The organism is Pseudomonas sp. NyZ480, from assembly GCF_029537255.1.
In the GTDB taxonomy this organism is placed as follows: Bacteria; Pseudomonadota; Gammaproteobacteria; order Pseudomonadales; family Pseudomonadaceae; genus Aquipseudomonas; species Aquipseudomonas taiwanensis.
On sequence record NZ_CP120626.1, the window covers coordinates 4445291 to 4470829 of the forward strand.

A 25539-nucleotide genomic window follows, 5' to 3' on the forward strand; every position below is an offset into this window, starting at 1 on the left:
CCGCAATCAGTGGCGCACGGCGCTGTCTTGCAACTCGTTGTCGGCAGACAACTGGCGGACGGCGATGTAGCGCTCGCTACGACGGGTGCGGTCATTGACCTGCCCGACCAACTGACCGCAAGCCGCGTCGATGTCGTCGCCCCGGGTAGTGCGGGTGGTGACGTTGAAGCCGCCGTGGTGCAACAGGTCCTGGAAGCGACGGATGGCGTTATTGCTGGGTCGCTCGTAACCCGAGTGCGGGAACGGGTTGAACGGAATCAGGTTGATCTTGCACGGCACGTCACGCAGCAGCTCGATCATCTGCGCGGCATGCTCAGGTTGGTCGTTGACGTCCTTGAGCAAGGTGTACTCGACGGTCAGCACGCGCTTGCCACCCAGGGTGGCCATATAGCCCATGCACGACTCCAGCAGCACCTTGAGCGGGTACTTCTTGTTGATCGGCACCAGCTGATTGCGCAGCTCGTCATTTGGCGCGTGCAGCGACAGCGCCAGCGACACGTCGATGTGCTTGGCCAGCTCGTCGATCATCGGCACCACGCCCGAGGTGGACAAGGTGACACGACGCTTGGAAATGCCATAGCCCAGATCATCCATCATGATCTTCATGGCGGCGATGACATTGTCGAAATTCAGCAGAGGCTCGCCCATGCCCATCATGACCACGTTGGTGATGGCGCGGTCGATCTTGGCAGGAACGGTCCCGAAGGATTTGTTGGCAAGCCACACTTGGCCGATGACTTCGGCGGCGGTGAGGTTGCTGTTGAAGCCTTGCTTGCCGGTGGAGCAGAAACTGCAGTCCAGGGCACAGCCGGCTTGCGACGACACGCAGAGCGTACCGCGATCGTCGGTAGGGATGTAGACGGTCTCGACGCAGCTGCCGGAGGCAACGCGGACCACCCACTTGCGGGTACCGTCGGCGGAAATGTCTTCACTGACCACTTCCGGCGCCCGAATCTCGGCAACGGCCTCGAGCTTTTCGCGCAAGGCCTTGCCGACATTGGTCATGGCGGCGAAATCGTCGACGCCAAAGTGGTGAATCCATTTCATGACCTGACCGGCACGAAAACGCTTCTCCCCGATCGACTCGAAGAATTTTTCCATTTCCTGGAGGGTCAGGCCCAACAGGTTGATCTTGCCAGTCATGTCACTCATGGAATCACCCAAGACCTGCTTCGCTTAGCGAATGCGGTCGCACAGCTCGGTAGCGGAGAAGAAGTAAGCGATTTCGCGGGCAGCCGAAGCTTCCGAGTCGGAACCGTGAACGGCGTTCTCGTCGATGGAAACGGCGAAGTCAGCGCGGATGGTGCCGGCAGCAGCTTCTTTCGGGTTGGTAGCGCCCATCAGCTCACGGTTGGCCAGAACGGCGTTTTCGCCTTCCAGAACCTGAACGATGACCGGGCCCGAAGTCATGAAGGCAACCAGATCAGCGAAGAAGCCGCGCTCTTTGTGCTCGGCGTAGAAGCCTTCGGCTTCGGCTTTGGACAGTTGCTTCATTTTCGAAGCGACGACGCGCAGGCCGGCTTTCTCGAAACGAGTGGTGATCTCGCCGATGACGTTCTTGGCGACGGCGTCAGGCTTGATGATGGAGAAAGTACGTTGAACAGCCATGGAAAACTCCAGAAAAATGAGTGTTGCGAAAAATTAAACCCGCGAATTATACGCGGGTTCCAGGGGATTGCCTAACCTGCAGCACACGCTCAGTCGGCTTCTTCGATCCAGGCCGCCTGGATGGCCTCGAGCACTTTCTCACCGCCGCGTGACGGATCGTCGCTGAACTCTGGCAATGCCAGCACCCAACGGTGCAGATCGACGAAATTCACATAACGAGGATCGACGTCCGGCTTGCTTTCCGCAAGCTGGATGGCGATCTCAAGTACATCAATCCATTTCAGACTCATGCGCAAAACCTCAATGCGGTGCTTCGGCGGCGTGGTTGAGCGAGTATTTTGGAATCTCGATGGTGAGGTCTTCCTCACCGACGATCACCTGGCAGGCCAGGCGCGACTGCGCCTCCAGACCCCAGGCCTTGTCCAGCATATCCTCTTCCAGCTCGTCGGCCTCTTCAAGCGAGTCGAAGCCTTCACGCACGATGCAATGACAGGTGGTGCAGGCACACACGCCGCCGCACGCACTTTCCATCTCGATGTGGTGCTCATGGGCCAGTTCCAGGATATTGGTCCCGGGCTCCACCTCCACTACCAACCCCTCCGGGCAGAACTTCTCGTGCGGCAGGAAAATCACCTGTGGCATCGGTTACTCCTCGATCTCATTCAGGTTGCGCCCGGCCAGTGCGGCTTTGACCGTCGAATCAAGGCGACGGGCGGCAAAAGCATCGGTCACCTGCGACAGACGCTTGGTCTGCTGCTCGATGGCCGCGCCATCGGTGCCGCTAAGCAAATCACGCAATTCTTGCATCTGATGCTCGATAGCCACGCGCTCGTCACTGCTGAGCAAACGATCGCCATCGGCGTCGAGGGCGCCCTGCACCGCTTCAAGCAGGCGCTCGCCGTCGACCTGGTGCTCGCGCAACTGTCGGGCCTGCTTGTCGGAACCGGCGTGCTCGAAGGAATCCTTGAGCATGCGTGCGATCTCGCCATCGGTCAGGCCGTAGGACGGTTTGACCTGGATGCTGGCTTCGACGCCCGAGCCGAGTTCGCGGGCGGCGACGCTCAGCAGGCCATCGGCGTCGACCTGGAAGGTGACGCGGATCTTCGCCGCACCGGCGACCATGGCCGGGATTCCACGCAGCTCGAAGCGCGCCAGGGAGCGACAGTCGCTGATCAACTCGCGCTCGCCCTGCAGGACGTGGATCATCATCGCCGACTGGCCATCTTTGTAGGTGGTGAATTCCTGGGCGCGAGCCACCGGGATGGTGGTATTGCGCGGAATCACCTTTTCCATCAGCCCGCCCATGGTCTCAAGCCCAAGGGACAGCGGGATGACGTCCAGCAACAGCAGTTCGCCACCCTCGCGACGATTACCGGCCAGGGTATCGGCCTGGATGGCAGCACCGATGGCCACCACCTGGTCAGGGTCGATAGAGGTCAGCGGCGTACGGCCGAACAGTGCACCGACGGCGTCGCGCACGCGCGGAACGCGGGTGGAACCGCCTACCATGACCACGGCACCGACCTCGTCGAGCTCAACGCCACTATCACGCACGGCGCGGCGGCAAGCCTTGAGACTGCGGGCGACCAGTGGCTCGATCATGGCTTCGAATGCAGCGCGGCTCAGCTCGCCTTGCCAGGCGCCGTGGCTGACACTGACCACGTCGGCATCGGTCAGGGCCTCCTTGGCAGCGCAGGCGCTTTGCAGCAGCTGACGCTGGGTGGCCGGGTCGAGGTCGGCGGACAGGCCGGCCTGCTCGATGATCCAGCCTGCAATGGCATGGTCGAAGTCATCGCCGCCCAGGGCGGTATCGCCACCGGTCGCCAGCACCTCGAAAACACCTGCGGTCAGGCGAAGTATGGAGATATCGAAGGTACCGCCACCCAAGTCATAGATGGCCACCAGGCCTTCGGCTTTCTGGTCCAGGCCGTAGGCCACCGCCGCGGCAGTGGGCTCGTTGAGCAGGCGCAGCACGTTCAGGCCGGCCAGCTTGGCGGCGTCCTTGGTGGCTTGGCGCTGGGCATCGTCGAAGTAGGCCGGCACGGTGATCACCGCCCCTACCAGCTCGCCACCCAGGGTGGCTTCCGCTCGCTCGCGCAGCACCTTGAGGATGTCGGCGGAGACTTCCACCGGGCTCTTCGGCCCCTGGACCGTGTCGATGAACGGCATGTGCGACTCGCCGCCGACGAAGCGGTACGGCAGCTGCTCGCCCAGTTGCTTGACGTCGGCCAGGCCGCGCCCCATCAGGCGCTTGACCGACAGCACGGTGTTCAGTGGATCGCTGGAGGCCGCCTCGCGCGCTGCCAGGCCGACTTCGCTACGGCCATCGAGGTAGCGCACGGCGGAAGGCAGGATGACATTACCCTGCGCATCGGGCAGAGGCTCGCTGCGACCGCTGCGCACGGCAGCGACCAGAGAATTGGTGGTACCCAGGTCGATACCCACCGCCAGGCGACGCTGGTGAGGTTGCGGGCTTTGACCGGGTTCGGCGATCTGCAGTAGGGCCATGCTTATCTGAATACCTTAGGCGTCATCACGGGAGACACCGGGTTAATCGTCGAGGCGCTCTTCCAGTTGGCGCACTTCTTGGGCGAGCTTGTCGAGGAACTGCATGCGGCGCATCAGGCGTTCAGCCTTGTCGCGCTCGGCAGGCACATCCCAGCAGGCGGCGAAATCCTCGTTCAGCGTGTCCTGGGCAGCCTTGAGGCGCTTCTTGAACACGGCGACACCGTCGAGGTCGGCTTCGTCCTGCAGCTCTTCGAGTTCTTCGCGCCACTGCATCTGCTGCAACAGGAAGTCGGGGTCATGGACCGTGACCTCCTGGGGCACTTCGTGACCACTGATGGCCAGCAGGTAGCGGGCTCGACGTGGCGCACTGCGCAGGGTCTGGTAGGCGTCGTTGAGGGTTGCGGACTTCTCCAGCGCCACCCGCTGCTCCCGCTCGGAAGCGTCGGCGAAGCGGTCCGGATGCACCTCACGGGCCAGCTCGCGGTAGCGAGTGGCCAACTTGTCGAGGTCCAGGCGGAAGCAGGGCTGGAGGTCAAACAGCGCGAAATGACAAGGAGTACCCACGGCCAGCCTCAGACGTTGAAGCTTTCGCCGCAGCCACACTCACCGCGCACGTTGGGGTTGTTGAACTTGAAGCCTTCGTTCAACCCTTCCTTGACGAAGTCCAGCTCGGTGCCGTCGAGGTAGACCAGGCTCTTGGGATCGATGATCACCTTGACGCCGTGGTTCTCGAACACCTGGTCTTCGTCAGCCAACTCGTCGACGAACTCCAGCACATAGGCCAGACCCGAGCAGCCGGTGGTGCGCACGCCCAGGCGGATGCCCTCGCCCTTGCCGCGCCCTTCGAGGGAACGCCGCACGTGGTTGGCGGCGGCTTCTGTCATGCTGATAGCCATCGGAACTCCTTACTAACCGTGCAACAGGCGGCTTAGATCAAGCCTTTCTTCTGCTTGTAATCGCGAACGGCGGCCTTGATGGCGTCTTCGGCGAGTACCGAGCAGTGGATCTTGACCGGCGGCAACGCCAGTTCTTCTGCCAGCTGGGTGTTCTTGATGGTTTCGGCTTCGTCCAGGGTCTTGCCCTTCATCCACTCGGTGGCCAGGGAGCTGGAAGCGATGGCCGAACCGCAGCCGTAAGTCTTGAACTTGGCATCTTCGATGATGCCTTGCTCGTTGACCTTGATCTGCAGACGCATCACGTCACCGCACGCGGGAGCGCCGACCATGCCAGTCCCGACATCCGGGTCCTCGGCGTTCATCTTGCCGACGTTGCGTGGGTTTTCGTAGTGGTCGATGACCTTTTCACTGTATGCCATGGTGCAATTCCTTCCTCATCAGGGAGCCGCTCTTGCCGGCGACTGCTTAGTGGGCGGCCCACTCGATCTTGGAGATGTCAACGCCGTCTTTGTACATGTCCCACAGCGGCGACAGCTCACGCAGTTTGTTTACCGCTTCACAGACTTTCTGCGCGGCGTAGTCGACTTCTTCTTCAGTGGTGAAACGACCGAAGGAGAAGCGGATCGAGCTGTGCGCCAGCTCGTCGTTGCGGCCCAGGGCGCGCAGGACGTAGGACGGTTCGAGCGAAGCGGAGGTGCAGGCCGAACCGGACGAAACGGCGATGTCCTTCAGCGACATCAGCAGCGACTCGCCTTCGACGTAGTTGAAGCTCAGGTTCAGGTTGTGCGGCACGCGAGCGGTGCGGCTGCCGTTGACGTACAGCTCTTCGAGGTCGGAGACCTGGCTGAAGAAGCGGTCGCTCAGGGCCTTGATGCGCGCATTCTCGGTGGCCATTTCCTGCTTGGCGATGGCGAAGGCTTCGCCCATGCCGACGATCTGGTGGGTCGGCAGGGTACCCGAACGCATGCCGCGCTCATGACCACCGCCGTGAATGATGGCTTCCAGGCGCACGCGCGGCTTGCGGCTGACGTACAGTGCGCCAATACCCTTGGGCCCGTAGACCTTGTGGGCCGAGAAGGACATCAGGTCGACCTTCAGCTTCTGCAGGTCGATTTCGACCTTGCCTGCCGACTGGGCAGCATCGACGTGGAACAGCACGCCGCGAGAGCGGGTCAGTTCGCCGATCGCGGCGATGTCGTTGATCGAACCAACTTCGTTGTTGACGTGCATCAGCGAGACCAGAATGGTGTCGTCGCGCAGGGCCGCCTCGACCATGGCCGGGGTGACGATACCGTCTTCGCCCGGCTCCAGGTAGGTGACCTCGAAGCCTTCACGCTCGAGCTGGCGAGCGGTATCCAGGACCGCCTTGTGCTCGATCTTGGAGGTGATGATGTGCTTGCCCTTGGTCTGATAGAAGTGCGCAACGCCCTTCAACGCCAAGTTGTCGGACTCGGTGGCACCACTGGTCCAGACGATCTCGCGCGGGTCGGCGTTGATCAGCTCGGCAACCTGGCGACGGCCGTTCTCAACCGCTTCCTCGGCTTTCCAGCCAAAGACGTGGGAGCGCGACGCCGGGTTACCGAAGTTCCCGTCGACCAGCAGGCACTCGGCCATTTTCTGGGCAACGCGTGGGTCGACCGGCGTGGTCGCGGAGTAATCGAGGTAGATCGGCAACTTCATTGGGTATCTCCTATCAGGCGGTTGGCGTCGCTCGTCGCTGTCGGGTCAATCAGGTCAGTCGACGGCGGACGTCTCAATCTTGTCCAGCTGGGCGGAACGGCCTACGACACGGCGCAGGTCCTGGCGCTGGGCGACTTCCTGCACCTCTCGGCGCATGACGAGGTCGGCCAGGCTGATGCCACTGAGGAATTCGTGGATCTGCTGGCTGAGGTCACACCACAAGTGGTGGGTCAGGCAGGTGTCGCCGGCATGGCAATCCCCCAGGCCCTGGCAACGGGTGGCATCGACCGATTCGTTGACCGCGTCGATGACCTGGGCCACCTGGATGGTTTCCATGCCCCGCGACAGCTGGTAGCCGCCGCCTGGGCCGCGCACGCTGGAAACCAGACTGCTGCGGCGCAGCTTGGCGAACAGCTGTTCCAGATAAGAGAGGGAAATGCCCTGGCGCTCGGAAATGTCGGCCAAAGACACCGGCCCATGCTGCGCGTGCAACGCCAGGTCAAGCATGGCGGTCACGGCGTATCGGCCTTTGGTAGTCAGTCGCATGGCTAATGGGTACCACGGGAGTTACAGGATGTGAGCGAGTATGCGATTCCCGAGCATTTAAGTCAACTATTAGACCTACTGCTTTAGTCGGGTTTGCATGCGGGAGGCGGGCGCGATTGTAGCAGCAATGGGGCGTGAGCACACGCCCCATGTATCAGTATGCCTTCAGCCTGGCGCGATCAATGCGGCTGAGTGTCGCGCTGGGCCGGCTGCACGATCTCGGCGAAGTCGTCATCGGGCAGGGCCGGCAACTTCGTGGCACAGTAGTCGCTGCCCATCTTGGTCAAGGCACCGCACATGCCTTCCAGGCGGTCGTCGACCGCCTGCAGGTGGTCGAGCATCTGACCGATGGCGCGGGCCACCGGGTCCGGCATGTCGCCACTGACGCCATAGGCATCGAAGCCGATCTTTTCGGCCATGGCCTTGCGCTTGGCCTCGACTTCGTTGTCGTCGGACTTGACGATGATACGCCCCGGAATACCCACGGCGGTCGCACCGGCCGGCACCGCCTTGGTCACCACCGCATTGGAGCCGATCTTGGCCCCTGCCCCGACAGTGAACGGTCCCAACACCTTGGCGCCAGCCCCCACCACGACACCGTTCTCCAGCGTCGGGTGGCGCTTGCCTTTGTTCCAGCTGGTGCCACCCAGCGTCACGCCCTGGTACAGCGTCACATCATCCCCGATCTCGGCGGTTTCGCCGATCACGATACCCATGCCATGGTCGATGAAAAAGCGCCGACCGATGGTCGCCCCCGGGTGGATCTCGATCCCGGTCATCCAGCGGCCGAAATTCGAAACCAGGCGAGCCAGCCACTTGAAATCGCGCTTCCAAAGGGCATGCCCGAGCCGATGCAGCCAGATGGCGTGCATGCCCGGGTAGCAGGTGAGCACCTCGAAGGCATTGCGCGCCGCAGGGTCACGGTGGAAAACGCTTTGGATATCTTCACGCAGACGCTCGAACATCTGTCAGTCCTTCCGCTTATGCGGCTCGCCCCGTGCGACCTTCTGGGTCTCGGTGAGGATGCCGCGCAAAATGCTCATTTCCGAACGATTGACCGCGCTGCGCCCATACAGCCGACGCAAGCGTGGCATCAGGTGCTTGGGCTTCTCAGGGTCAAGGAAGCCGATGTCCACCAGGGTTTTCTCCAGGTGTTCATAGAACAGCTCCATCTCGTCCATGGTCGCCAGCTCGTTGCTGCGCAGCGAGTTGGCTTCGAACTTCTCGACTTTCGAGGGCGCACCCTCTGCCGCCAGCCAGGCCATGCGCACTTCATAGGAGAGCACCTGGACGGCGGCAGCAAGGTTCAGCGAGCTGAAGTCGGGGTTCGACGGAATGTGCACGTGGAAGTGACATCGCTGCAGTTCTTCGTTGGTCAGGCCGGCGTGCTCGCGCCCGAACACCAGGGCGATCTCTTCGCCACCGCGGGCATGCTCCACCGCCTTGGCCCCGCACTCGCGGGGATCGATCAACGGCCACGGGATGCTGCGCTCACGGGCACTGGTGCCCATGACCAGGCTGCAGCCGACCAACGCCTGCTCGAGGCTGTCGACCACCTGGGCATTGTCCAGCACATCGTCGGCGCCGGAGGCGCGGGCGGTGGCATCGACCGCCGGGAACTCTTTTGGCTGCACCAGCACCAGACGCGACAAGCCCATGTTTTTCATGGCACGCGCAGCGCCGCCGATGTTGCCGGGGTGGCTGGTATTGACCAGAACAACACGAATATTTTGCAGCAAGGTGTTGTGCTCTCAGATGCAGGTTTGGGGGGTAACGATCTTACAGAACCGACCAGCGTAACGCCATGAAAGCAAATGTGACACTTCTGCCGCCAAAGTTTTCTGCTAGAATGATCGGCTTTCTTCTTTAACATCTCCAGGTGACCCTCCCATGCAGCCTATGCTGAATATCGCCCTGCGCGCCGCTCGCAGCGCCAGTGAACTGATTTTCCGCTCCATCGAACGCCTGGACAGCATCAAAGTCGATGAGAAAGAGGCCAAGGACTACGTCTCCGAGGTCGATCGCGCCGCCGAGCAAACCATCGTCAATGCCCTGCGCAAGGCCTACCCGAACCACTCCATCCAGGGTGAAGAGACCGGCTTGCACGCGGGTACCGGCGAAGAAGGCAAGGACTACCTGTGGATCATCGATCCACTGGACGGCACCACCAACTTCCTGCGCGGCATCCCTCACTTCGCCGTGAGCATTGCCTGCAAATACCGTGGTCGCCTGGAGCATGCCGTAATCGTCGACCCTGTGCGCCAGGAAGAATTCACCGCCAGCCGTGGCCGTGGCGCCCAACTCAATGGCCGCCGCCTGCGCGTCAGCTCGCGCACCAGCCTGGAAGGCGCCCTGCTGGGTACCGGCTTCCCGTTCCGTGACAACCAGATGGCCGACATGGACAACTACCTGGGGATGTTCCGCGCGCTGACCGGCCAGACCGCCGGCATCCGCCGCGCTGGCTCCGCCAGCCTGGACCTCGCCTATGTAGCCGCCGGCCGCTTCGACGCCTTCTGGGAGTCGGGCCTGTCCGAGTGGGACATGGCAGCAGGCGTACTGCTGATCCAGGAAGCAGGCGGCCTGGTAAGCGACTTCAACGGTGGCCACGACTTCCTCGACAAAGGCCACATCGTTGCCGGCAACATCAAGTGCTTCAAGGCGGTACTGACAGCCATCCAGCCGCACCTGCCAGAGCACATGAAGCGTTAAGCGCGCATTGCACGCACGAAAAAGCACCCCGAGGGGTGCTTTTTTTGTGCCTGTAGCAGCGGCGCTGACTAGGTGAACCGCGCCGACCTGAGCCCCTCTTACTGCTGGGCGTCGCTCAGGATCAGCTGGCCATTCTTGTCCACCGGAATGGTCGAGCCAGGTTCGTGATCCATTTTCACCCGACCCACTTTGTCACCGATGGAATAGGTCACGTTGTACCCGACCACCTTCTCACTGACGTCATGCACCGTGCTGCAGCGCGTCTGGGTGGTGGTGTAGGTGTCGCGCTCCTGCATACCTTCCTGCACCTTGTTACCGGCATAGCCACCACCGACCGCACCGGCCACGGTGGCGATCTTCTTGCCGGTACCACCCCCGATCTGGTTACCCAGCAGGCCACCGGCAATGGCACCGACTACGGTACCGGCGATCTGATGCTGGTCCTTGACCGGAGCCTGACGGGTTACCGCCACGTCCTTGCAGACCTCTCGCGGCGTTTTCACCTGCTGCTTGATCGGCTGAACGTCGGTGACTTGAGCATACTCGGGGCCTTTGTTCACCAAGCTGTAGGTCGCCACAGCACCTCCGGCGGTAACACCGACAGCACCCAGAACTGCACCCACCAGCATTGATTTGTTCACGTGAACCTCCTGATCGTACCCGCGGGACTCACCCGCCTTCTCCCTGCCTTGGAACGAAAAAAAAGGCGCGAGTTCAACACTCGCGCCTTTTGAGGTGCCGGATGGCGAAAGATCGATCGTTAAGGACGGTCGTCCACACCCTCGGTCTTGGCAGGCGGAATCAGGTCTTCACTGCTCAGATTCAGCCAGATCAGCACCACGTTGGCGATGTAGATCGACGAATAGGTACCGGCCATGACACCGATGAACAACGCCAGCGAGAAGCCAAAGAGATTGTCGCCACCGAAGAACAGCAGGGCCGCGATCGCCAGCAAGGTCGATACCGACGTGGCGATGGTGCGCAACAGGGTCTGGGTAGTCGAGACGTTGATGTTCTCGATCAGCGAGGCCTTGCGCATCACCCGGAAGTTCTCACGCACCCGGTCGAACACGACGATGGTGTCGTTCAGCGAGTAACCAATGATCGCCAGCACGGCCGCCAGCACCGTCAGGTCGAAGGTGATCTGGAAGAACGACAGGATGCCCAGGGTCACCACGACGTCGTGGATAAGCGAAACGATGGCACCGACCGCGAACTTCCATTGGAAGCGGAAGGCCAGGTAGATCAGGATGCCGCCCAAGGCCAGCAGCATGCCCAGGCCGCCCTGGTCGCGCAGCTCTTCACCCACCTGCGGGCCGACGAACTCGACGCGCTTGACGGTCGCCGGGTTGTCGCCGCCAGCCTTCTGCAAGGCGGCAGCCACCTTGTTGCCCAGCTGCGGGTCATCGCCCGGCATACGCACCAAAAGATCGGTGGTGGCGCCGAAGCTCTGCACCACGGCTTCGTGGAAGCCCGAATCGACCAGCTCTGCCCGGACGGCCTTGAGGTCGGCGGGGCGCTCGTAGGTCAGCTCGATCAGCGTACCGCCAGTGAAGTCCAGGCCGAAGTTGAGACCCTTCTGCCACCAGCTGAACAGTGCCAGTACGGTGAGGAGCACAGTGATGGCGAACGCGACATTGCGCACGCCCATGAAGTTGATGGTTTTCATCGCAGCTCCCTCAAACCCACAGCTTCTTGATGTCACGCCCGCCGCAGGTCAGGTTGACCATGGCGCGGGTCACCATGACGGCGGTGAACATCGAGGTGAAAATCCCGAGGGACATGGTGACCGCGAAGCCCTTGACCGGGCCAGTGCCCATGGCGAACAGGATGCCACCCACCAGCAGGCTGGTCAGGTTGGCGTCGATGATCGCGGTATAGGCGCGGTTGAAACCTTCGTGAATGGCACGCTGCACCGACATGCCGGCATTCAGCTCCTCACGAATACGCGAGAAGATCAGCACGTTGGCGTCCACCGCCATACCCATGGTCAACACGATACCGGCGATACCAGGCAGGGTCAGGGTCGCGCCCAGCAGCGACATCAGGGCCAACAGCAGCACCATGTTGCCCGCCAGGGCGATGGTGGCGATCACACCGAAAGCGCGATAGATGGCGATGATGAACAGCGAGACGAACAGCATGCCCCACAGGGACGCATCGATACCCTTGGTGATGTTGTCGGCACCCAGGCTCGGGCCAATGGTACGTTCTTCAGCGAAGTACATCGGCGCGGCCAGACCACCGGCACGCAGCAGCAGCGCCAGCTCGGAAGATTCGCCCTGGCCATTGAGGCCGGTGATGCGGAACTGGCTGCCCAGAGGCGACTGGATGGTCGCCAGGCTGATGATCTTCTTCTCTTCCTTGAAGGTCTGGACCGCGACGTCCTTCTCAACGCCGTCGACCATCTGCTTCTCGTAGCGAGTGACCGGCTTCTGCTCGATGAAGATCACCGCCATGCTGCGCCCGACATTGGAGCGCGTAGCACGGCTCATCAGTTCACCACCATGGCCATCAAGGCGAATGTTCACCTGTGGACGGCCATGCTCGTCGAAGCTGGCCTGGGCATCGGTCACCTGGTCACCGGTGATGATCAGACCCCGCTCGACTGCAGCGGAACGACCGCCTTCGCGGAACTCGAAGACCTCGGTAGTGGCCTTGGAGGCACCGGGTTCGGCACCGAAGCGGAACTCGAGGTTGGCGGTTTTACCCAGGATACGCTTGGCCTCGGCAGTGTCCTGCACGCCTGGCAGCTCGACCACGATACGGTTGGCGCCCTGACGCTGTACCAGCGGCTCGGCCACGCCCAGCTCGTTGACGCGGTTGCGCACGGTGGTGAGGTTCTGCTTGATCGAGTATTCGCGGATCTCGGCGACTTTCGCCTGGGTCAGCGCCAGACGCAGCACCGCGACATCGTTGCGCTCGGTGGTGGTCAGGTCGAAATCATTGAAATTCTTGCGGATCAGGACACGTGCCTGCTCGCGGGTAGCATCGTCAGCGAAGCCCAGCATGATCCCGCCATCCTGCTGCGGCAGGCTGCGGTAGCGGATGCGCTCTTTGCGCAGCAAGGTCTTCACCTCGCCTTCGTAGACCTTCATGCGGGCCGTCATGGCCTTGTCCATGTCCACTTCCAGCAGGAAGTGCACACCACCGGACAGGTCCAGGCCGAGCTTCATGGGGCTTGCACCCAGGTTGCGCAGCCACTGCGGGGTGGTTTGCGCCAGGTTCAGGGCCACGACGTACTCATCGCCCAGTACCTTGCGTACCACATCCTTGGCTGGAAGCTGGTCTTCCTGGTTGGTCAGACGCACCAGACCACTGCCCTTTTCGCCCAGGCTCGCGCCCTTGACGGCGATGCCGGCATCGGCCAGCGCCTTGGTAGCGCGGTCCAGGTCGGCCTGGCTCACGTGCAGCGCGGAACTGGCGCCGCTGATCTGCACCGCCGGATCATCCGGGTAGAGGTTGGGAGCGGAATAAATAAAGCCGATCGCCAGTACCAGCACGATCAGTGCGTATTTCCACAGAGGGTATTTGTTCAGCATCACGCCGCCCGTTCAAGACGCGGGGCGCGTTGCGCGCCCCGACTGGTAAGAAAAAACGGTAACTCAGATAGCCTTGAGCGTACCTTTTGGCAGGGTCGCAGCCACGGCGCCCTTCTGGAACTTCAGCTCGACGTTGTCGGAAACTTCCAGAACCACGAAATCATCGGAAACCTTGACGATCTTGCCAGCGATACCGCCGTTGGTGACAACTTCGTCACCTTTCTGCAAGTTGCTCAGCAGGTTCTTCTGCTCCTTGGCACGCTTGGCCTGAGGACGCCAGATCATCAGGTAGAAGATGACCAGGAAGCCAACCAGGAAAATCCACTCGAAGCCAGTACCGGCGGGGCCGGCGGCAGGTGCAGCAGCATCCGCGTAAGCGGCGGGAATCAAGAAGCTCATTGGGCACTCCAGTTGCTAAGTTTTAATAATAAGAGCGAACAGTCAGTCCAAAGGCGGCACAGGCAGCCCGCGTTTGGCATAAAAGGCGTCGACAAAGGCGGCCAATTTACCCTGTTGAATAGCCTCGCGTAAACCGGCCATCAAGCGCTGGTAATGGCGCAAGTTGTGGATGGTATTCAGCATGCTGCTCAACATTTCGCCGCACTTGTCCAAGTGATGGAGATAGGCACGGGAGAAGTTGGTGCAGGTGTAGCAATCACAGGTCGGGTCCAGCGGCGAATCATCGTGGCGATGGAACGCATTGCGGATCTTGATCACCCCTGTATCGACGAACAGATGGCCGTTACGCGCGTTGCGCGTCGGCATCACGCAGTCGAACATGTCGACGCCGCGGCGCACACCCTCAACGAGATCTTCCGGTTTGCCTACCCCCATAAGGTAACGAGGTTTGTCAGCAGGCATCTGCGCCGGCAGGTAATCCAGCACCTTGATCATTTCGTGCTTCGGTTCGCCCACCGACAGGCCGCCAATGGCAAGGCCGTCGAAGTCGATGTTGACCAACGCTTCCAGCGAGCGCATGCGCAGGTCCTGGTACATGCCACCTTGGACGATGCCGAACAGTGCCGCTGTGTTGTCACCATGGGCGTTCTTTGATCGCTGGGCCCAGCGCAGCGACAGCTCCATGGAGGTGCGCGCCACGTCGTGCTCGGCCGGATACGGCGTGCACTCGTCGAAGATCATGACGATGTCCGAACCCAGGTCGCGCTGGACCTGCATGGACTCTTCAGGGCCCATGAACACCTTGGAGCCGTCCACCGGCGAGGCGAAGGTCACGCCCTCTTCCTTGATCTTGCGCATGGCACCCAGGCTGAATACCTGGAAACCACCGGAGTCGGTGAGGATAGGGCCTTTCCACTGCATGAAATCGTGCAAGCCGTTGTGCTTCTTGATCACCTCGGTACCTGGACGCAGCCACAGGTGGAAGGTATTGCCGAGGATGATCTCGGCGCCGATGGCCTCGATGTCACGCGGCAGCATGCCCTTGACCGTGCCATAGGTACCCACCGGCATGAACGCCGGGGTTTCCACCGTGCCACGTGGGAAGGTCAGACGGCCACGACGGGCCTTGCCGTCGGTGGCCAGCAGTTCGAAGGACATTCGACAGGTGCGACTCATGCTTGATCCTCTGGGCCGCGTGGCGCCGGATTGCGGGTGATGAACATGGCATCACCGTAACTGAAGAAGCGGTACCCCTGCTCGACCGCCGCCGCGTAGGCGGCCATGGTTTCGGGGTAACCGGCGAAGGCCGAGACCAGCATCAGCAGCGTGGACTCCGGCAGGTGGAAATTGGTGACCAGGGCGTCGACCACATGGAAGGGACGGCCTGGGTAGATGAAGATATCGGTGTCGCCGCTGAAAGCCTTGAGCACACCATCGCGGGCCGCGCTTTCCAGCGAACGTACGCTGGTAGTACCGACCGCCACCACTCGGCCACCGCGCGCACGGCAGGCATCGATGGCATCGACCACCTCCTGGCTCACCTCAAGCCACTCTTTGTGCATGTGGTGGTCTTCGATCTTGTCGACCCGCACTGGCTGGAAGGTGCCCGCCCCCACGTGCAGGGTGACGAAGGCCCGTTCCACGCCTTTGGCGGCGATTTTTTCCAACAACGCTTCGTCGAAGTGCAGCCCGGCAGTGGGTGCCGCTACCGCGCCCGCACGCTCGGCATACACAGTCTGGTAGCGTTCACGGTCGGCGCCTTCGTCCGGGCGGTCGATGTAGGGCGGCAACGGCATGTGCCCTACCCGCTCAAGCAACGGCAGCACCTCTTCGGTGAAGCGCAGTTCGAACAGCGTTTCGTGGCGCGCGACCATCTCGGCCTCGCCACCACCGTCGATGAGGATCAGCGAGCCGGCCTTTGGCGCCTTGCTGGAGCGCACATGGGCCAGAACCCGGTGGCTGTCGAGCACCCGTTCTACCAGCACCTCCAGCTTGCCGCCGGAAGCCTTCTGGCCAAACAGCCGCGCCGGGATCACCCGGGTATTGTTGAATACCATGAGGTCGCCAGGGCGCAGGTAGTCGAGCAGATCGGGGAACTGCTTGTGCGCCAGCGCCCCGCTAGGTCCATCGAGGACCAGCAGACGGCTACCATGGCGCTCGGCCAGCGGATGACGAGCGATCAGGGAATCGGGGAGTTCGAAAGAAAAATCGGCGACGCGCATGATGGTGTTCGGTTCGACAGGGCCGCAAAGTTTAGCCCAATGTGTGAAAATTGACTATGAAACACGATTGACCGACCCAAGACACCTCTCTATACTGCGCGCCACACGCCCTGATGGCGGAATTGGTAGACGCGGCGGATTCAAAATCCGTTTTCGAAAGGAGTGGGAGTTCGAGTCTCCCTCGGGGCACCAAATCCGAAGAAAACCGACCTTATGGTCGGTTTTTTTGTGCCTGTAACCAGGCTCCTGCCCTGTACCCTTGCTACCGCACCAAACCTGCCAATGACACGCCATTAATTGGCGCCACGCCAACGACTGTGCCGCCTGCAGCCATGCCTGGATTCTATTGGCCAGCAGCCAAGCCTCTACTTAGGATGTTATTCGTCGGATATACGCAGAAAGCATTGATCGAATGATGTCATCTGGCCATAGTTGCGCTCCCGTTTTTCCACCTCTGTGTGTGCCATGAAAAAAACCGCGCCCTGCCTGGCTGCAATGATGCTGCTCAGTGGGTGCAATGGAATGCCAACCTCCTACGTCTCAGATCCCGTCTACGACCAGGCTTTCGTGGTCACCTCAGGTGCTCCGCTGCCGATGCTGCTGATGGCCTCGGCCATTCAGTGGAATGAAGACTATGCGGTAACCGCCAAACACACGCCCTTCCTGCGCAACGTGGTCCACGAAGGCCTCGGCGACGTGGTGTTCTTCAAGCACAAGGCGGCGCAGGTTCCCACCTGGCGCCAGTATGTGCCGGGCGAGTCGGTCACGGCGGTAGGTTTCAACAGCTTCATGGTCCCCGTTCAGGGCACCGGTCATGCCCTGCCATCGCTGGTACGCCTGGAAGGTACGCCAGGCAGTGTGTTTTATTCGGTACACGACGGGCCGATGGTCAAGGGCATGTCTGGCGGCCCGGTGTTTGCTGGAGACGGCAAGGTGGTGGGTATCAGCGTCGCGTTCATCCCCACGAAGCAGATCGACGCGCAGAGCCGGCCGGACCTGGCCGGGCGTGAGCGCGTCAGTGTGTTCATGTCCTACAGCGAAATTGCCAAGGAATGGCGACGTTTCCAGTACCTGCAGGCGCGCAAGGCCAATCCTCGCGCGACGCCGCCAGCCATCAAAGGCTATGTGGCAACCGCCAACCCAGGAGGCTAAAGCGTTCAGGGGCAGCTTGTCCGATCGGCGCCACCGATGGAAGATGACGGACCATGAGCAATCATCAGTAAGGAACGCTGCCCCATGCTCCTGACACATCGCCCCGCGCAAACCGCCGATATACCCGTCATCTGCTGTTTCCCCCAAGGTCCGGACGAACTGTTCTACATGTTCCCCAAGGCCAGCTACCCGCTGACACCTGCTCAGTTGAGCGACGCCATCGCCCAGCGCAGTGGCTCGACGGTGGTCGAGGGCGAGGGCGTGGTTCTGGGCTTCGCCAACTTCTACAAGGCAGAAAGGGGCGGGGTTTGCGCATTGGGCAATGTCGTCGTGGCGCCGGCGGCGCGTGGCCGAGGGGTGGCGCGCTATCTGGTGCAACGCATGGTCGATCTGGCCCGCGAACAATTCGCGGCGCGGGAGGTGTGGGTGTCGTGCTTCAACCACAACACCGCGGGCCTGCTGCTTTATCCATCGCTTGGTTTCGCGCCCTTCGCAATCGAAGAACGGCACACCCCGGATGGCAAGCGGGTGGCGCTGGTGCAAATGAAGCAAGTGATAGGTTGACCCTTCACCTTTGCCAGGCTCTGCGTGAAAAGTCTTGAGACGAAGGTCAGGCTGTTTTCAACGCAGCCTCACCGAGTAGCAAGACTTTTCATACAGCGCCTAAAACCCTTGGTCCCGTTACAGCGAACCTTCCCTTCTCCTCGACGTCCGAACCTGCATCGCCCACGTTTCGAGGTAGCGCGTGTGAAGAACCTCATCGCCCGCCAGTACCGCCTGGTGGTGAAGACTTTCGGTTACATCGGTTGGTCGCTGTTCTGGCTGCTGATCTGGGATGTGCTGGTCACCATCGACTTCATGCTGTTCTTCAACAGCAAGTTCACCCTGCCACTGATCCCGCTGACCCTGCTGGGTTCGGCGCTGGTGGTGCTGGTGAGTTTTCGCAACAGCAGTGCCTATAACCGCTGGTGGGAGGCCAGGACACTCTGGGGCGCGTTGGTGAACAGCTCTCGCAGCTTTGCCCGGCAGACGCTGACTTTGATCGACGACCCCACGGAGGGCCTGAACCCGGCCAAGGCAACCCTGCTGCGCAGGCACATCGCCTACGTCAACTGCCTGGCGGCACACTTGAAGGGCGAGGCCTGCCCGGATGAACTGATGGCGTTCATCCCCTTGGACGAGTTCGAGCGGCGCAACCGTTCCAACAATTTCGCCAACGATATTCTCAGCGGTTCGGCAACCCTGTTGGCCAGGGAATACCAGGCTGGCCGCCTGGACAGCATCCGTCTGGCGCGGCTGGAGTCCACCCTGGTGGACCTCTCCAATGCCCAGGGCGGCATGGAACGAATCGCCAACACGCCCCTGCCCTACCCCTATGTGTATTTCCCACGGCTGTTCATCACCTTGTTCTGCCTGATCGTGCCAATCGGGCTGGTGGAATCGCTGGGGTGGTTCACGCCCCTGGCGTCGACGGTAGTGGGGTTCATGTTGCTGGCCATCGAGCGTATCGGCACCGACTTGCAGAGCCCGTTCAAGTTCAGCGAGCACCAAATCCAGATGGACACCATCTGCGAAACGATCGAGCGGAACCTGGAATCGATGCAGCGCGAGGCGCAGCGCGGGGAACGGGTGTAGGCGCCGGCTTGCCAGCGGGGGGGGCCGCAAAGCGGCCGGTCCCTCTATCAGGCGCGCACGAACCGCTGGCGCAACAGATCACTCAACGCATCGACCAGCAGCACCAGCACCAGCATGGCAATGATCACCGTACTGGCCTGCGCTTCCTGGAACAGGCTCAAGGTGGTGTAAAGCATCTGCCCCAATCCCCCCGCGCCGACGAAACCCAGCACGCTGGCCATGCGGATGTTGTTTTCCCAGCGGTACAAACTGTAGGCCAGCAGCTGAGGCCAGAGGTTGGGCAACGTCCCGAAACAGAACGCAGCCAGCTGGCTACCACCTTGCAAACGAATGGCCGCCGCCGGTTCCGGTGACGCATTCTCCAACGCTTCGGCGAACAGACGCCCCAATACCCCGGCGGTATGCAGTGCCAGCGCCAGGGTACCGGCATTCGGCCCAAGCCCGGCAGCCAGCACCGTCAACGCAGCCCATACCAGTTCAGGTATGGCCCGCAGGGCGTTCAGCAGCAGGCGCGCGGCAGCCTGTAGCAGCCAGCCGAAACGCCCTGCCGCAGGCAATGCCAGCAGCATCCCCAAGCCCATTGCGAGCAGGGTGCCCATCCCGGACATGGCCAGGGTTTCCAGGGCACCACGCCCCACTGCGCGCAGGTGCTCGCCAGTCAGGTCAGGCCGCAGGAACCGCCCGGCATACTCACCCATCTGCCCCAGGCCACCGTTGCCGACCACCGCATGAAGATCCAGCTCAAGGTATGCGAAAGACGCCACCACCGCCGCGATGATGACAGCGACCACCAGCAGGTTGATCACCCGGTTCATGCCAACCTCCCCCGCAGGAAGCGGCTGAGTTGGTCGGCCAGAAATACCAGCACCAGAAACGCCAGCAGCATGCTTGCCACTTCAGCACCGGCGAACATGCGCATCGAGAGGTCTATCTGCTGGCCAAGCCCACCGGCGCCGACGAAGCCCATCACCACCGAAGCGCGCACCGCGCACTCCCAGCGGTATACGGTGTAGGACACGACCTCGGCTCCAGCCGTGGGCAGAATGCCGTAGAAGAATGCGGTCAGTCGGCCACTGCCGGCCTGCAGCAACGCATGGGCCGGGCGCTGGTCGACCGACTCGAAGATCTCTGCGTAGACCTTGCCGAGCATACCGCTGTAGGTAATGGCGATGGCCAGTACCCCGGCTGTCGGCCCCAGCCCCACGGCGCGCACGAACAGGAGCGCCCAGACGATCTCCGGCACACTGCGCAGGAAGATCAGCAGGCCGCGCACGGGCATGCGCAGCAACCGCGACCACAGCCCTGCCCTACCGCCCCTGGAGGCTGCGCGCAACGACAGGGCGCGGCTGGCCATCAGGCTGGCCGGCACCGCCAGCAGCAGCGCCAGGGCCATACCGGCAGTGGCCACGGCCAGGGTCTGCAACGTCGACTGATACAACAGCGCCAGGAACTCGTGGTCATGGGCTGGCGGCCAGAACGCGCGGGTGAAACTGGCGATCTGCTGCCGGTTCTCTGCCTGCAGCAACACACCAGGATCGAGCTCGCTCAACTGCAAACCGGGCCACAACAGGGCCACGGCAATCAGGCTCAGCAATAAGCGCGGCAGCAGCGCCGGGTCGCGGACATCGGATTTCAGCATCGTGGAATCTGTACCGTCAACGTCGGGCTGGTCGTGGGGGGCGACGCCAGTTGCTCGTTGGCATACAGCGCATCCAGGCGTGCTTCGCTGACCGCCGCCGCGGGGCAATCGAACGCCACCTGGCCATCACGGATGCCTACCACCCGAGGGAAATGCGCCAGAGCCAGGTCCACGGCATGCAGGCTCGCCACCAGGGTCACGCCATTGGTCATGGCGTGGCGGTTGAGCAAGGCCAGGCTGTGATCGGCCAACACGGGGTCCATGGCCGACACCGGCTCGTCGGTCAGCAACAGTTCAGGCTGCTGGTAAAGCGCCCGGGCGATGCCGACCCGCTGCAACTGGCCGCCAGACAACTGCCCGCACTGCACGAACAGTTTATCGGCCAGCCCCAGCTCGGCCAGCGCCTGACGCGCCCCCGGCACGTCGCTTGGGTAAAGCAGGTTGAGCAAGCCACGCAGGGTGCCCCACCGTCCGAGTCGGCCGGCCAGCACCGCCGTTACCACTCGCTGGCGCGGCGGCAAGGGCGGTGCCTGATGCACCAGCCCCACCCTCGTGCGCAAACGCTGACGAGCCCCTGCGGACAGGCTCCAGGGTTGTTCGCCAAACACCTCCAGGCGGCCGGCACTGGGCTCGATGGCCGTCGCCATCAGGTGCAACAGGCTGGATTTGCCAGCCCCTGAAGGACCGATGATCGCAACCCGTTCACCCTGCTCGATCCGCAGGTTGACGGCATTCAAGGCACGAACCTGGCCGTGTCGCAGGTCGACGTTGTGAAGATGGATAGTCACTTGAGCAGGCCGGCCTCACGTGCCGCTTGCTCGGTGCCTGCATAGTTCTCAGGCTGGGTCTCGATGAAGCGGCTGGCGGCCTGCAGGTCGAGGATCGCCTTGTGCTCCGGGTTGGCCGGGTCGAGGTCGAGGAAGGCCTTCTTGATCTTTTCCTTCAGCTGCGGATCCATGTTGCCGCGCACGGTCCAGTTGTAGTCGTAATAGGCCGGGGTAGTGGCGAACACCTTGACCTTGCTGGTGTCGACCTTGCCGGCATCGACCAGCTTCTGCCATACGCTGGCATTGAGCACGCCACCATCGACCTTGCCGGCCTGAACCCAGGCAACCGTCGCGTCGTGCGCACCGGAGTAGGCCACGCGGCTGAAGTAGCTCTCCGGCTTGATGTTGTCTTCCTTGAGCATGAAGTAACGCGGCATCAAGCTACCGGAAGTGGACGAGATCGAACCGAAGGCGAAGGACTTGCCCTTCAGGTCGGCCAGGCTCTTGACGTCCGGATTGGCAGTGATGAACTTCGAGGTGAATTGCGCGTCCTGTTCACGTTGTACCAATGGCGTAGCTTTGGGGTCCTTCAGGTGCACCTGGACGAAGGTGAAGCCTCCCAGCCAGGCCAGGTCCAAGCGGTCGGACGCCAGCGATTCGACCACTGCCGGGTAATCGGCCACCGGCACGAACTTCACGTCCATGCCCAGCTGCTTGGACAGATATTCCCCCAGCGGCTTGAACTTGCGTAGCAGTTCGGTTGGCGCTTCGTCTGGGATGGCACTGACTCGCAGGGTATCGGCAGCCTGGGCGATGACGGCGCAGCAAGACAGCGCAAGTCCGGCTGCAAGGGCCAGAGGGCGTTTGAGCATTGGGGTTCTCCGGTTCAATAGCGGGGAAAGGGCCGGCATCCGCGCCGACCGTGGCAAGTATAAGAGTCCATGGCGCAAAGACCAGCTTTGCTACAATCGCGCAACATCATTGAGCGCACGAGGTGCATATGAGCGAGCCGATTCGCCTGACCCAATACAGCCACGGTGCCGGCTGTGGCTGCAAGATCTCTCCCAAGGTGCTGGACGTGATCCTCGCCGAAAGCGGTGCACAGGCCCTCGACCCGAAGCTCTGGGTGGGCAATGCCTCCCGCGACGATGCCGCCGTCTACGCACTGGACGATGAACGTGGCGTGGTCTCGACCACCGACTTCTTCATGCCCATCGTCGATGACCCGTACGATTTCGGCCGCATCGCCGCCACCAATGCGATCAGCGACATCTACGCCATGGGCGGCGACCCCTTGATGGCCATCGCCATTCTTGGCTGGCCGGTCAACGTACTGCCGCCGGAAGTGGCTCGCGAGGTGATCCGTGGCGGGCGCGCCGTGTGCGCCGAAGCAGGCATTCCATTGGCAGGTGGCCACTCCATCGACGCCCCGGAACCGATCTTCGGCCTGGCCGTCACCGGCGTGGTCAGCAAGCATCACCTCAAGCGCAACGACACCGCTACCGTGGGCTGCCGTCTGTACCTGACCAAACCCTTGGGCATCGGCATCCTCACCACCGCCGAGAAGAAAGCCAAGCTGCGCGAACAGGACCACGGCCTGGCCCGTGACTGGATGTGCACCCTCAACACCCCCGGCAGCCGCTTTGGCAAGCTTGACGGCGTCAAGGCCATGACCGACGTGACCGGTTTCGGCCTGCTCGGCCATTTGGTGGAACTGGCCGAAGGCAGTGGCCTGACCGCGCACCTGAACTACACAGCCGTACCGCGTCTGCCCAGTGTCGACCACTACCTGGCCGAGGGCTGCATCCCAGGAGGCACCCTGCGTAACTTCGACAGCTATGGCCACAAGATCGGCGCCTTGAGCGACGAGCAGAAGCACCTGCTGTGCGACCCGCAGACCAGCGGCGGCCTGTTGGTAGCCGTTACTCCAGAGGGTGAAGCGGAGTTTCTCGACGTAGCTGCAGCGCTTGGCCTGAAGCTCGCGCCGATCGGCGCGCTGGTCGAGCGACAGAGCCACGCGGTCGAGGTGATCTGATGCGCCCCGACTGCACCGATTTTCGCCAGCTGTTCCTCGACGACGCGCCCATGATGGACATGCGCGCGCCCATCGAGTTTGCCAAGGGGGCCTTCCCGGGCTCCGTCAACCTGCCGCTGATGACCGATCAGGAACGGCAGAAGGTTGGCACCTGCTACAAGCAACAAGGCCAGGCCGCCGCCATCACCCTGGGCCACCAACTGGTCAGCGGCACTACCAAGCGCGAGCGCCTGCATGCCTGGGCCAGCTTTGCCAAGGCCCACCCCGACGGATACCTGTACTGCGCCCGCGGCGGCCTCCGCTCGCTGATCGTCCAGCAGTGGCTGCGTGACGAGGCCGGCATTGACTACCCACGCATCAAGGGTGGCTACAAAGCCATGCGCACGTTCCTGCTGGAAACCACCCTGCAGGCGGTGGCGCAATGCGATTTCGTGCTGGTGGGCGGCCTGACCGGCACCGGCAAGACCGATGTCTTGCACCAGCTGAGCAACGTGCTCGACCTGGAAGGCCATGCCAACCATCGCGGATCCAGTTTCGGCAAGCGTGCCACCGCACAGCCTTCGCAGATCGACTTCGAGAACCGCCTGGCCATCGACGTACTGAAGAAGCGCGCTCGCGGCATCGACCAGTTCGTGCTCGAGGATGAAGGCCGTATTGTCGGCAGTTGCTCGGTGCCGCTGGAGTTGTACCAGGGCATGCAGCAATATCCGATGGTGTGGTTGGAGGACAGCTTCGAGAACCGCGTGGAGCGCATCTTGCGCGATTACGTGGTCAACCTGAGCGCCGAATTCATCGCACTGCACGGCGAGGAGCTTGGTCAACGACTGTTCGCCGAGCGCATGCTGCAAAGCATGAGCAATATCCACAAGCGCCTGGGCGGCGAGCGTTTCCAGCGCTTGTCCGAGATCATGCGCCAGGCGCTGGACGAACAGCAGCGCTGCGGCGCGGTGGACCTGCACCGGGGTTGGATCGAGGGCTTGCTCAACGAGTACTACGACCCGATGTACGCCTACCAGCGCGAGGCCAAGGCCGAACGCATCGAGTTTGCCGGCGATGCACGCGAGGTGCGTGAGTACCTGAAGGCGCGCAAGCGATAAAGGATGGCTGCGCGACTTGCGCACTGACACCATCGCCGGCAAGCCGGCTCCGGCGAGGACTGCGCCAGGAGTCGACTTGCCGGCGAGCGTGACGGAGCCCCCACATCACTGCCCAGGGCTGAGCACCCGATCCAGCTCCCCCGCCCGCTCCCGAGTCATGTCCAGCATGCACATTCCACCTTCAAGCAGAGCCATGGTCCCGCCACTGGCCTGCACATGGAACTGGCAGTTGCCGTCGCGATAAGCGATCCACTGGCGCTGCACCTCCCGCAGACGCTTCTGCTGACCGGCATCGAGCTTGGCCATCAGCCGCTTGTAGACCCGGTTCAACCGCTGGTCCTGCAGCGCGGTCTCCTGTTGAATGCATGCACTCATTGCCGCCGTACTGGCCGCCTTGTCCATGCACTGGCCATAGCCCTGCGAGTTTTCCTCGGCCCATGCCTGCGGCAGCAAACCGGCCACTGCGAGGCCTATCAAAAAATGTCTGATCATCATCGTCCCTCCTGGCGAGCATCAGAATGCCCGCGGCTGCTCCGGCGGCATCAGCACCTTGCCAGGCTCGAAGCGCAACGATGGCATCTGCGTGGCGGCATAAAAGGTCACCCCAAGCGCCGCAATCAATGCCACATCCAGCCAGTTCCAACCTGGCACATCGTCACGGCTGCGGGCCTTCCAACACTGCCAGGCCTGGCCGGCACAGAACACGACGATTGCCGCCAGCCACAGGTAGAAGCCCGCACCAAAGCCGGTTCGCTCATGGAACTCATAGCTGATGTTATCGGGCAGGCGTTCAATGCCGAAGCTGCTGGCGGCGAGGTACAGCGCCCCCAAACCCAGCCCCAGGGCCAGCCGTCGGAAGCGCCGATGGCTCAGGAATGCCAATGCCAGCAGCGGATTGGCGAACCACTGGAACAACCCGAAGGGCACGCCCCAGGGCCCGTAAAGCAGCATCTGCAGTGCTGGCATGTGCCGATCAGCGCCCATCAGGGCGCCATCGAACGCCAGGCAGAGCAGGTACAAGGCGAGACTCAAGGTGAGGTAGAAAGCTGGCAAACGGCGGCTCCGTGCTCAATCGTCGAGATTGCCGACCATACAGCACCGGGC

General features: G+C 62.3%; 30 protein-coding genes and 1 tRNA gene. 7 read left to right on the plus strand and 24 right to left on the minus strand.

Annotated features, from left to right (window positions below):
* Positions 1–6: 6 nt before the first annotated feature.
* The 12 genes from rlmN to trmJ all read right to left on the minus strand — a co-directional run bounded on the left by rlmN (position 7) and on the right by trmJ (position 8977).
* Entirely contained in the window at positions 7–1152 is a 1146-nt protein-coding gene (gene rlmN, locus P3R38_RS20415) for a 23S rRNA (adenine(2503)-C(2))-methyltransferase RlmN (protein WP_027906606.1), read from the minus strand.
* A 24-nt stretch (positions 1153–1176) separates the two neighbouring features.
* Positions 1177–1608 carry a nucleoside-diphosphate kinase gene (gene ndk, locus P3R38_RS20420; protein WP_023382208.1) on the minus strand — a complete coding sequence of 144 codons (432 nt, stop codon included), beginning with the start codon at positions 1606–1608 and terminating at the stop codon, positions 1177–1179.
* 89 nt (positions 1609–1697) lie between these two features.
* Positions 1698–1898, minus strand: coding sequence for a Fe-S cluster assembly protein IscX (gene iscX / locus P3R38_RS20425; RefSeq protein ID WP_023382209.1), 201 nt, complete (start codon positions 1896–1898; stop codon positions 1698–1700).
* 10 nt (positions 1899–1908) lie between these two features.
* The gene (fdx, locus tag P3R38_RS20430) at positions 1909–2250 is read right to left on the minus strand and encodes an ISC system 2Fe-2S type ferredoxin (RefSeq protein WP_023382210.1); all 342 of its coding nucleotides are present in this window, start codon (positions 2248–2250) and stop codon (positions 1909–1911) included.
* 3 nt (positions 2251–2253) lie between these two features.
* A complete protein-coding gene (hscA, locus tag P3R38_RS20435) occupies positions 2254–4116 on the minus strand; it encodes a Fe-S protein assembly chaperone HscA (protein WP_023382212.1) in 1863 nt (620 codons plus the stop codon).
* A gap of 42 nt (positions 4117–4158) precedes the next feature.
* Entirely contained in the window at positions 4159–4680 is a 522-nt protein-coding gene (hscB, locus tag P3R38_RS20440; protein ID WP_023382213.1) for a co-chaperone HscB, read from the minus strand.
* A gap of 8 nt (positions 4681–4688) precedes the next feature.
* The gene (gene iscA / locus P3R38_RS20445) at positions 4689–5012 is read right to left on the minus strand and encodes an iron-sulfur cluster assembly protein IscA (protein WP_003257854.1); all 324 of its coding nucleotides are present in this window, start codon (positions 5010–5012) and stop codon (positions 4689–4691) included.
* Positions 5013–5044: 32 nt separating this feature from the next.
* Positions 5045–5431 carry a Fe-S cluster assembly scaffold IscU gene (gene iscU, locus P3R38_RS20450; protein ID WP_007929523.1) on the minus strand — a complete coding sequence of 129 codons (387 nt, stop codon included), beginning with the start codon at positions 5429–5431 and terminating at the stop codon, positions 5045–5047.
* 46 nt (positions 5432–5477) lie between these two features.
* Positions 5478–6692: an IscS subfamily cysteine desulfurase gene (locus tag P3R38_RS20455; RefSeq protein ID WP_023382214.1), complete on the minus strand. Its 1215-nt coding sequence runs from the start codon at positions 6690–6692 to the stop codon at positions 5478–5480.
* Between the two features lie 54 nt (positions 6693–6746).
* Positions 6747–7238, minus strand: a complete 492-nt coding sequence (gene iscR / locus P3R38_RS20460; protein WP_023382215.1) for a Fe-S cluster assembly transcriptional regulator IscR — start codon at positions 7236–7238, stop codon at positions 6747–6749.
* Between the two features lie 179 nt (positions 7239–7417).
* A complete protein-coding gene (gene cysE, locus P3R38_RS20465; RefSeq protein ID WP_023382216.1) occupies positions 7418–8203 on the minus strand; it encodes a serine O-acetyltransferase in 786 nt (261 codons plus the stop codon).
* Between the two features lie 3 nt (positions 8204–8206).
* Positions 8207–8977 carry a tRNA (cytosine(32)/uridine(32)-2'-O)-methyltransferase TrmJ gene (trmJ, locus tag P3R38_RS20470; RefSeq protein WP_023382217.1) on the minus strand — a complete coding sequence of 257 codons (771 nt, stop codon included), beginning with the start codon at positions 8975–8977 and terminating at the stop codon, positions 8207–8209.
* A 151-nt stretch (positions 8978–9128) separates the two neighbouring features.
* Between trmJ and suhB the strand changes: the two genes are divergently transcribed.
* Positions 9129–9947 carry an inositol-phosphate phosphatase gene (gene suhB, locus P3R38_RS20475; protein WP_023382218.1) on the plus strand — a complete coding sequence of 273 codons (819 nt, stop codon included), beginning with the start codon at positions 9129–9131 and terminating at the stop codon, positions 9945–9947.
* A gap of 98 nt (positions 9948–10045) precedes the next feature.
* On the opposite strand, the gene P3R38_RS20480 is transcribed toward suhB, so the two are convergent.
* From P3R38_RS20480 to queA, 6 genes are all read right to left on the minus strand, one after another.
* Positions 10046–10588 carry a glycine zipper 2TM domain-containing protein gene (locus P3R38_RS20480; RefSeq protein ID WP_023382219.1) on the minus strand — a complete coding sequence of 181 codons (543 nt, stop codon included), beginning with the start codon at positions 10586–10588 and terminating at the stop codon, positions 10046–10048.
* Between the two features lie 119 nt (positions 10589–10707).
* On the minus strand, positions 10708–11616 hold the full coding sequence (secF, locus tag P3R38_RS20485; RefSeq protein WP_023382220.1) for a protein translocase subunit SecF: 909 nt from the start codon (positions 11614–11616) through the stop codon (positions 10708–10710).
* A gap of 10 nt (positions 11617–11626) precedes the next feature.
* On the minus strand, positions 11627–13489 hold the full coding sequence (secD, locus tag P3R38_RS20490; RefSeq protein WP_023382221.1) for a protein translocase subunit SecD: 1863 nt from the start codon (positions 13487–13489) through the stop codon (positions 11627–11629).
* 63 nt (positions 13490–13552) lie between these two features.
* On the minus strand, positions 13553–13888 hold the full coding sequence (gene yajC / locus P3R38_RS20495) for a preprotein translocase subunit YajC (protein WP_023382222.1): 336 nt from the start codon (positions 13886–13888) through the stop codon (positions 13553–13555).
* Between the two features lie 42 nt (positions 13889–13930).
* Positions 13931–15046, minus strand: a complete 1116-nt coding sequence (gene tgt / locus P3R38_RS20500; RefSeq protein ID WP_162144435.1) for a tRNA guanosine(34) transglycosylase Tgt — start codon at positions 15044–15046, stop codon at positions 13931–13933.
* A 14-nt stretch (positions 15047–15060) separates the two neighbouring features.
* The gene (gene queA, locus P3R38_RS20505; RefSeq protein WP_023382224.1) at positions 15061–16110 is read right to left on the minus strand and encodes a tRNA preQ1(34) S-adenosylmethionine ribosyltransferase-isomerase QueA; all 1050 of its coding nucleotides are present in this window, start codon (positions 16108–16110) and stop codon (positions 15061–15063) included.
* A 107-nt stretch (positions 16111–16217) separates the two neighbouring features.
* On the opposite strand from queA, the gene P3R38_RS20510 reads away from it, so the two are divergent.
* From P3R38_RS20510 to P3R38_RS20525, 4 genes are all read left to right on the plus strand, one after another.
* Positions 16218–16302, plus strand: a tRNA-Leu gene (locus P3R38_RS20510).
* 306 nt (positions 16303–16608) lie between these two features.
* Positions 16609–17262, plus strand: a complete 654-nt coding sequence (locus P3R38_RS20515; protein WP_027906609.1) for a trypsin-like peptidase domain-containing protein — start codon at positions 16609–16611, stop codon at positions 17260–17262.
* 84 nt (positions 17263–17346) lie between these two features.
* Positions 17347–17826, plus strand: coding sequence for a GNAT family N-acetyltransferase (locus P3R38_RS20520; RefSeq protein ID WP_023382242.1), 480 nt, complete (start codon positions 17347–17349; stop codon positions 17824–17826).
* A gap of 183 nt (positions 17827–18009) precedes the next feature.
* Positions 18010–18897, plus strand: a complete 888-nt coding sequence (locus P3R38_RS20525) for a bestrophin family ion channel (protein ID WP_023382244.1) — start codon at positions 18010–18012, stop codon at positions 18895–18897.
* A gap of 47 nt (positions 18898–18944) precedes the next feature.
* Here P3R38_RS20525 and phnE read toward each other — a convergent pair whose 3' ends face one another.
* The 4 genes from phnE to P3R38_RS20545 are packed head-to-tail and all read right to left on the minus strand — an operon-like array spanning position 18945 to position 22175.
* Positions 18945–19712: a phosphonate ABC transporter, permease protein PhnE gene (gene phnE, locus P3R38_RS20530; RefSeq protein ID WP_023382245.1), complete on the minus strand. Its 768-nt coding sequence runs from the start codon at positions 19710–19712 to the stop codon at positions 18945–18947.
* Entirely contained in the window at positions 19709–20536 is an 828-nt protein-coding gene (locus tag P3R38_RS20535) for an ABC transporter permease (protein WP_027906611.1), read from the minus strand. The genes phnE and P3R38_RS20535 overlap by 4 nt, the downstream gene beginning before the upstream one ends.
* On the minus strand, positions 20530–21324 hold the full coding sequence (locus P3R38_RS20540) for a phosphonate ABC transporter ATP-binding protein (protein WP_023382247.1): 795 nt from the start codon (positions 21322–21324) through the stop codon (positions 20530–20532). The genes P3R38_RS20535 and P3R38_RS20540 overlap by 7 nt, the downstream gene beginning before the upstream one ends.
* A complete protein-coding gene (locus P3R38_RS20545) occupies positions 21321–22175 on the minus strand; it encodes a putative selenate ABC transporter substrate-binding protein (protein ID WP_023382248.1) in 855 nt (284 codons plus the stop codon). The genes P3R38_RS20540 and P3R38_RS20545 overlap by 4 nt, the downstream gene beginning before the upstream one ends.
* 128 nt (positions 22176–22303) lie before the next feature.
* On the opposite strand from P3R38_RS20545, the gene selD reads away from it, so the two are divergent.
* Positions 22304–23338 carry a selenide, water dikinase SelD gene (selD, locus tag P3R38_RS20550; protein ID WP_023382249.1) on the plus strand — a complete coding sequence of 345 codons (1035 nt, stop codon included), beginning with the start codon at positions 22304–22306 and terminating at the stop codon, positions 23336–23338.
* The gene (gene mnmH, locus P3R38_RS20555; RefSeq protein ID WP_023382250.1) at positions 23338–24435 is read left to right on the plus strand and encodes a tRNA 2-selenouridine(34) synthase MnmH; all 1098 of its coding nucleotides are present in this window, start codon (positions 23338–23340) and stop codon (positions 24433–24435) included. Before selD ends, mnmH begins: the two co-directional genes overlap by 1 nt.
* A 105-nt stretch (positions 24436–24540) precedes the next feature.
* Here the strand turns inward: mnmH and P3R38_RS20560 are convergent, their stop codons facing one another.
* Together P3R38_RS20560 and P3R38_RS20565 are read right to left on the minus strand one after the other, a co-directional pair.
* On the minus strand, positions 24541–24927 hold the full coding sequence (locus P3R38_RS20560; RefSeq protein WP_023382251.1) for a lysozyme inhibitor LprI family protein: 387 nt from the start codon (positions 24925–24927) through the stop codon (positions 24541–24543).
* A gap of 21 nt (positions 24928–24948) precedes the next feature.
* Entirely contained in the window at positions 24949–25488 is a 540-nt protein-coding gene (locus tag P3R38_RS20565) for a hypothetical protein (RefSeq protein ID WP_023382252.1), read from the minus strand.
* Positions 25489–25539 lie beyond the last annotated feature (51 nt).

What these genes read in the sequence shown, in the direction of transcription:
- rlmN (WP_027906606.1), bottom strand. Translation starts at nt 1,152, where the DNA reads ATGAGTGACATGACTGGCAAGATCAACCTGTTGGGCCTGACCCTCCAG.
- ndk (WP_023382208.1), bottom strand. Translation starts at nt 1,608, where the DNA reads ATGGCTGTTCAACGTACTTTCTCCATCATCAAGCCTGACGCCGTCGCC.
- iscX (WP_023382209.1), bottom strand. Translation starts at nt 1,898, where the DNA reads ATGAGTCTGAAATGGATTGATGTACTTGAGATCGCCATCCAGCTTGCG.
- fdx (WP_023382210.1), bottom strand. Translation starts at nt 2,250, where the DNA reads ATGCCACAGGTGATTTTCCTGCCGCACGAGAAGTTCTGCCCGGAGGGG.
- hscA (WP_023382212.1), bottom strand. Translation starts at nt 4,116, where the DNA reads ATGGCCCTACTGCAGATCGCCGAACCCGGTCAAAGCCCGCAACCTCAC.
- iscA (WP_003257854.1), bottom strand. Translation starts at nt 5,012, where the DNA reads ATGGCTATCAGCATGACAGAAGCCGCCGCCAACCACGTGCGGCGTTCC.
- iscU (WP_007929523.1), bottom strand. Translation starts at nt 5,431, where the DNA reads ATGGCATACAGTGAAAAGGTCATCGACCACTACGAAAACCCACGCAAC.
- P3R38_RS20455 (WP_023382214.1), bottom strand. Translation starts at nt 6,692, where the DNA reads ATGAAGTTGCCGATCTACCTCGATTACTCCGCGACCACGCCGGTCGAC.
- iscR (WP_023382215.1), bottom strand. Translation starts at nt 7,238, where the DNA reads ATGCGACTGACTACCAAAGGCCGATACGCCGTGACCGCCATGCTTGAC.
- cysE (WP_023382216.1), bottom strand. Translation starts at nt 8,203, where the DNA reads ATGTTCGAGCGTCTGCGTGAAGATATCCAAAGCGTTTTCCACCGTGAC.
- suhB (WP_023382218.1), top strand. Translation starts at nt 9,129, where the DNA reads ATGCAGCCTATGCTGAATATCGCCCTGCGCGCCGCTCGCAGCGCCAGT.
- secF (WP_023382220.1), bottom strand. Translation starts at nt 11,616, where the DNA reads ATGAAAACCATCAACTTCATGGGCGTGCGCAATGTCGCGTTCGCCATC.
- secD (WP_023382221.1), bottom strand. Translation starts at nt 13,489, where the DNA reads ATGCTGAACAAATACCCTCTGTGGAAATACGCACTGATCGTGCTGGTA.
- yajC (WP_023382222.1), bottom strand. Translation starts at nt 13,888, where the DNA reads ATGAGCTTCTTGATTCCCGCCGCTTACGCGGATGCTGCTGCACCTGCC.
- tgt (WP_162144435.1), bottom strand. Translation starts at nt 15,046, where the DNA reads ATGTCCTTCGAACTGCTGGCCACCGACGGCAAGGCCCGTCGTGGCCGT.
- queA (WP_023382224.1), bottom strand. Translation starts at nt 16,110, where the DNA reads ATGCGCGTCGCCGATTTTTCTTTCGAACTCCCCGATTCCCTGATCGCT.
- P3R38_RS20515 (WP_027906609.1), top strand. Translation starts at nt 16,609, where the DNA reads ATGCTGCTCAGTGGGTGCAATGGAATGCCAACCTCCTACGTCTCAGAT.
- P3R38_RS20520 (WP_023382242.1), top strand. Translation starts at nt 17,347, where the DNA reads ATGCTCCTGACACATCGCCCCGCGCAAACCGCCGATATACCCGTCATC.
- phnE (WP_023382245.1), bottom strand. Translation starts at nt 19,712, where the DNA reads ATGAACCGGGTGATCAACCTGCTGGTGGTCGCTGTCATCATCGCGGCG.
- P3R38_RS20535 (WP_027906611.1), bottom strand. Translation starts at nt 20,536, where the DNA reads ATGCTGAAATCCGATGTCCGCGACCCGGCGCTGCTGCCGCGCTTATTG.
- P3R38_RS20545 (WP_023382248.1), bottom strand. Translation starts at nt 22,175, where the DNA reads ATGCTCAAACGCCCTCTGGCCCTTGCAGCCGGACTTGCGCTGTCTTGC.
- selD (WP_023382249.1), top strand. Translation starts at nt 22,304, where the DNA reads ATGAGCGAGCCGATTCGCCTGACCCAATACAGCCACGGTGCCGGCTGT.
- mnmH (WP_023382250.1), top strand. Translation starts at nt 23,338, where the DNA reads ATGCGCCCCGACTGCACCGATTTTCGCCAGCTGTTCCTCGACGACGCG.
- P3R38_RS20560 (WP_023382251.1), bottom strand. Translation starts at nt 24,927, where the DNA reads ATGATCAGACATTTTTTGATAGGCCTCGCAGTGGCCGGTTTGCTGCCG.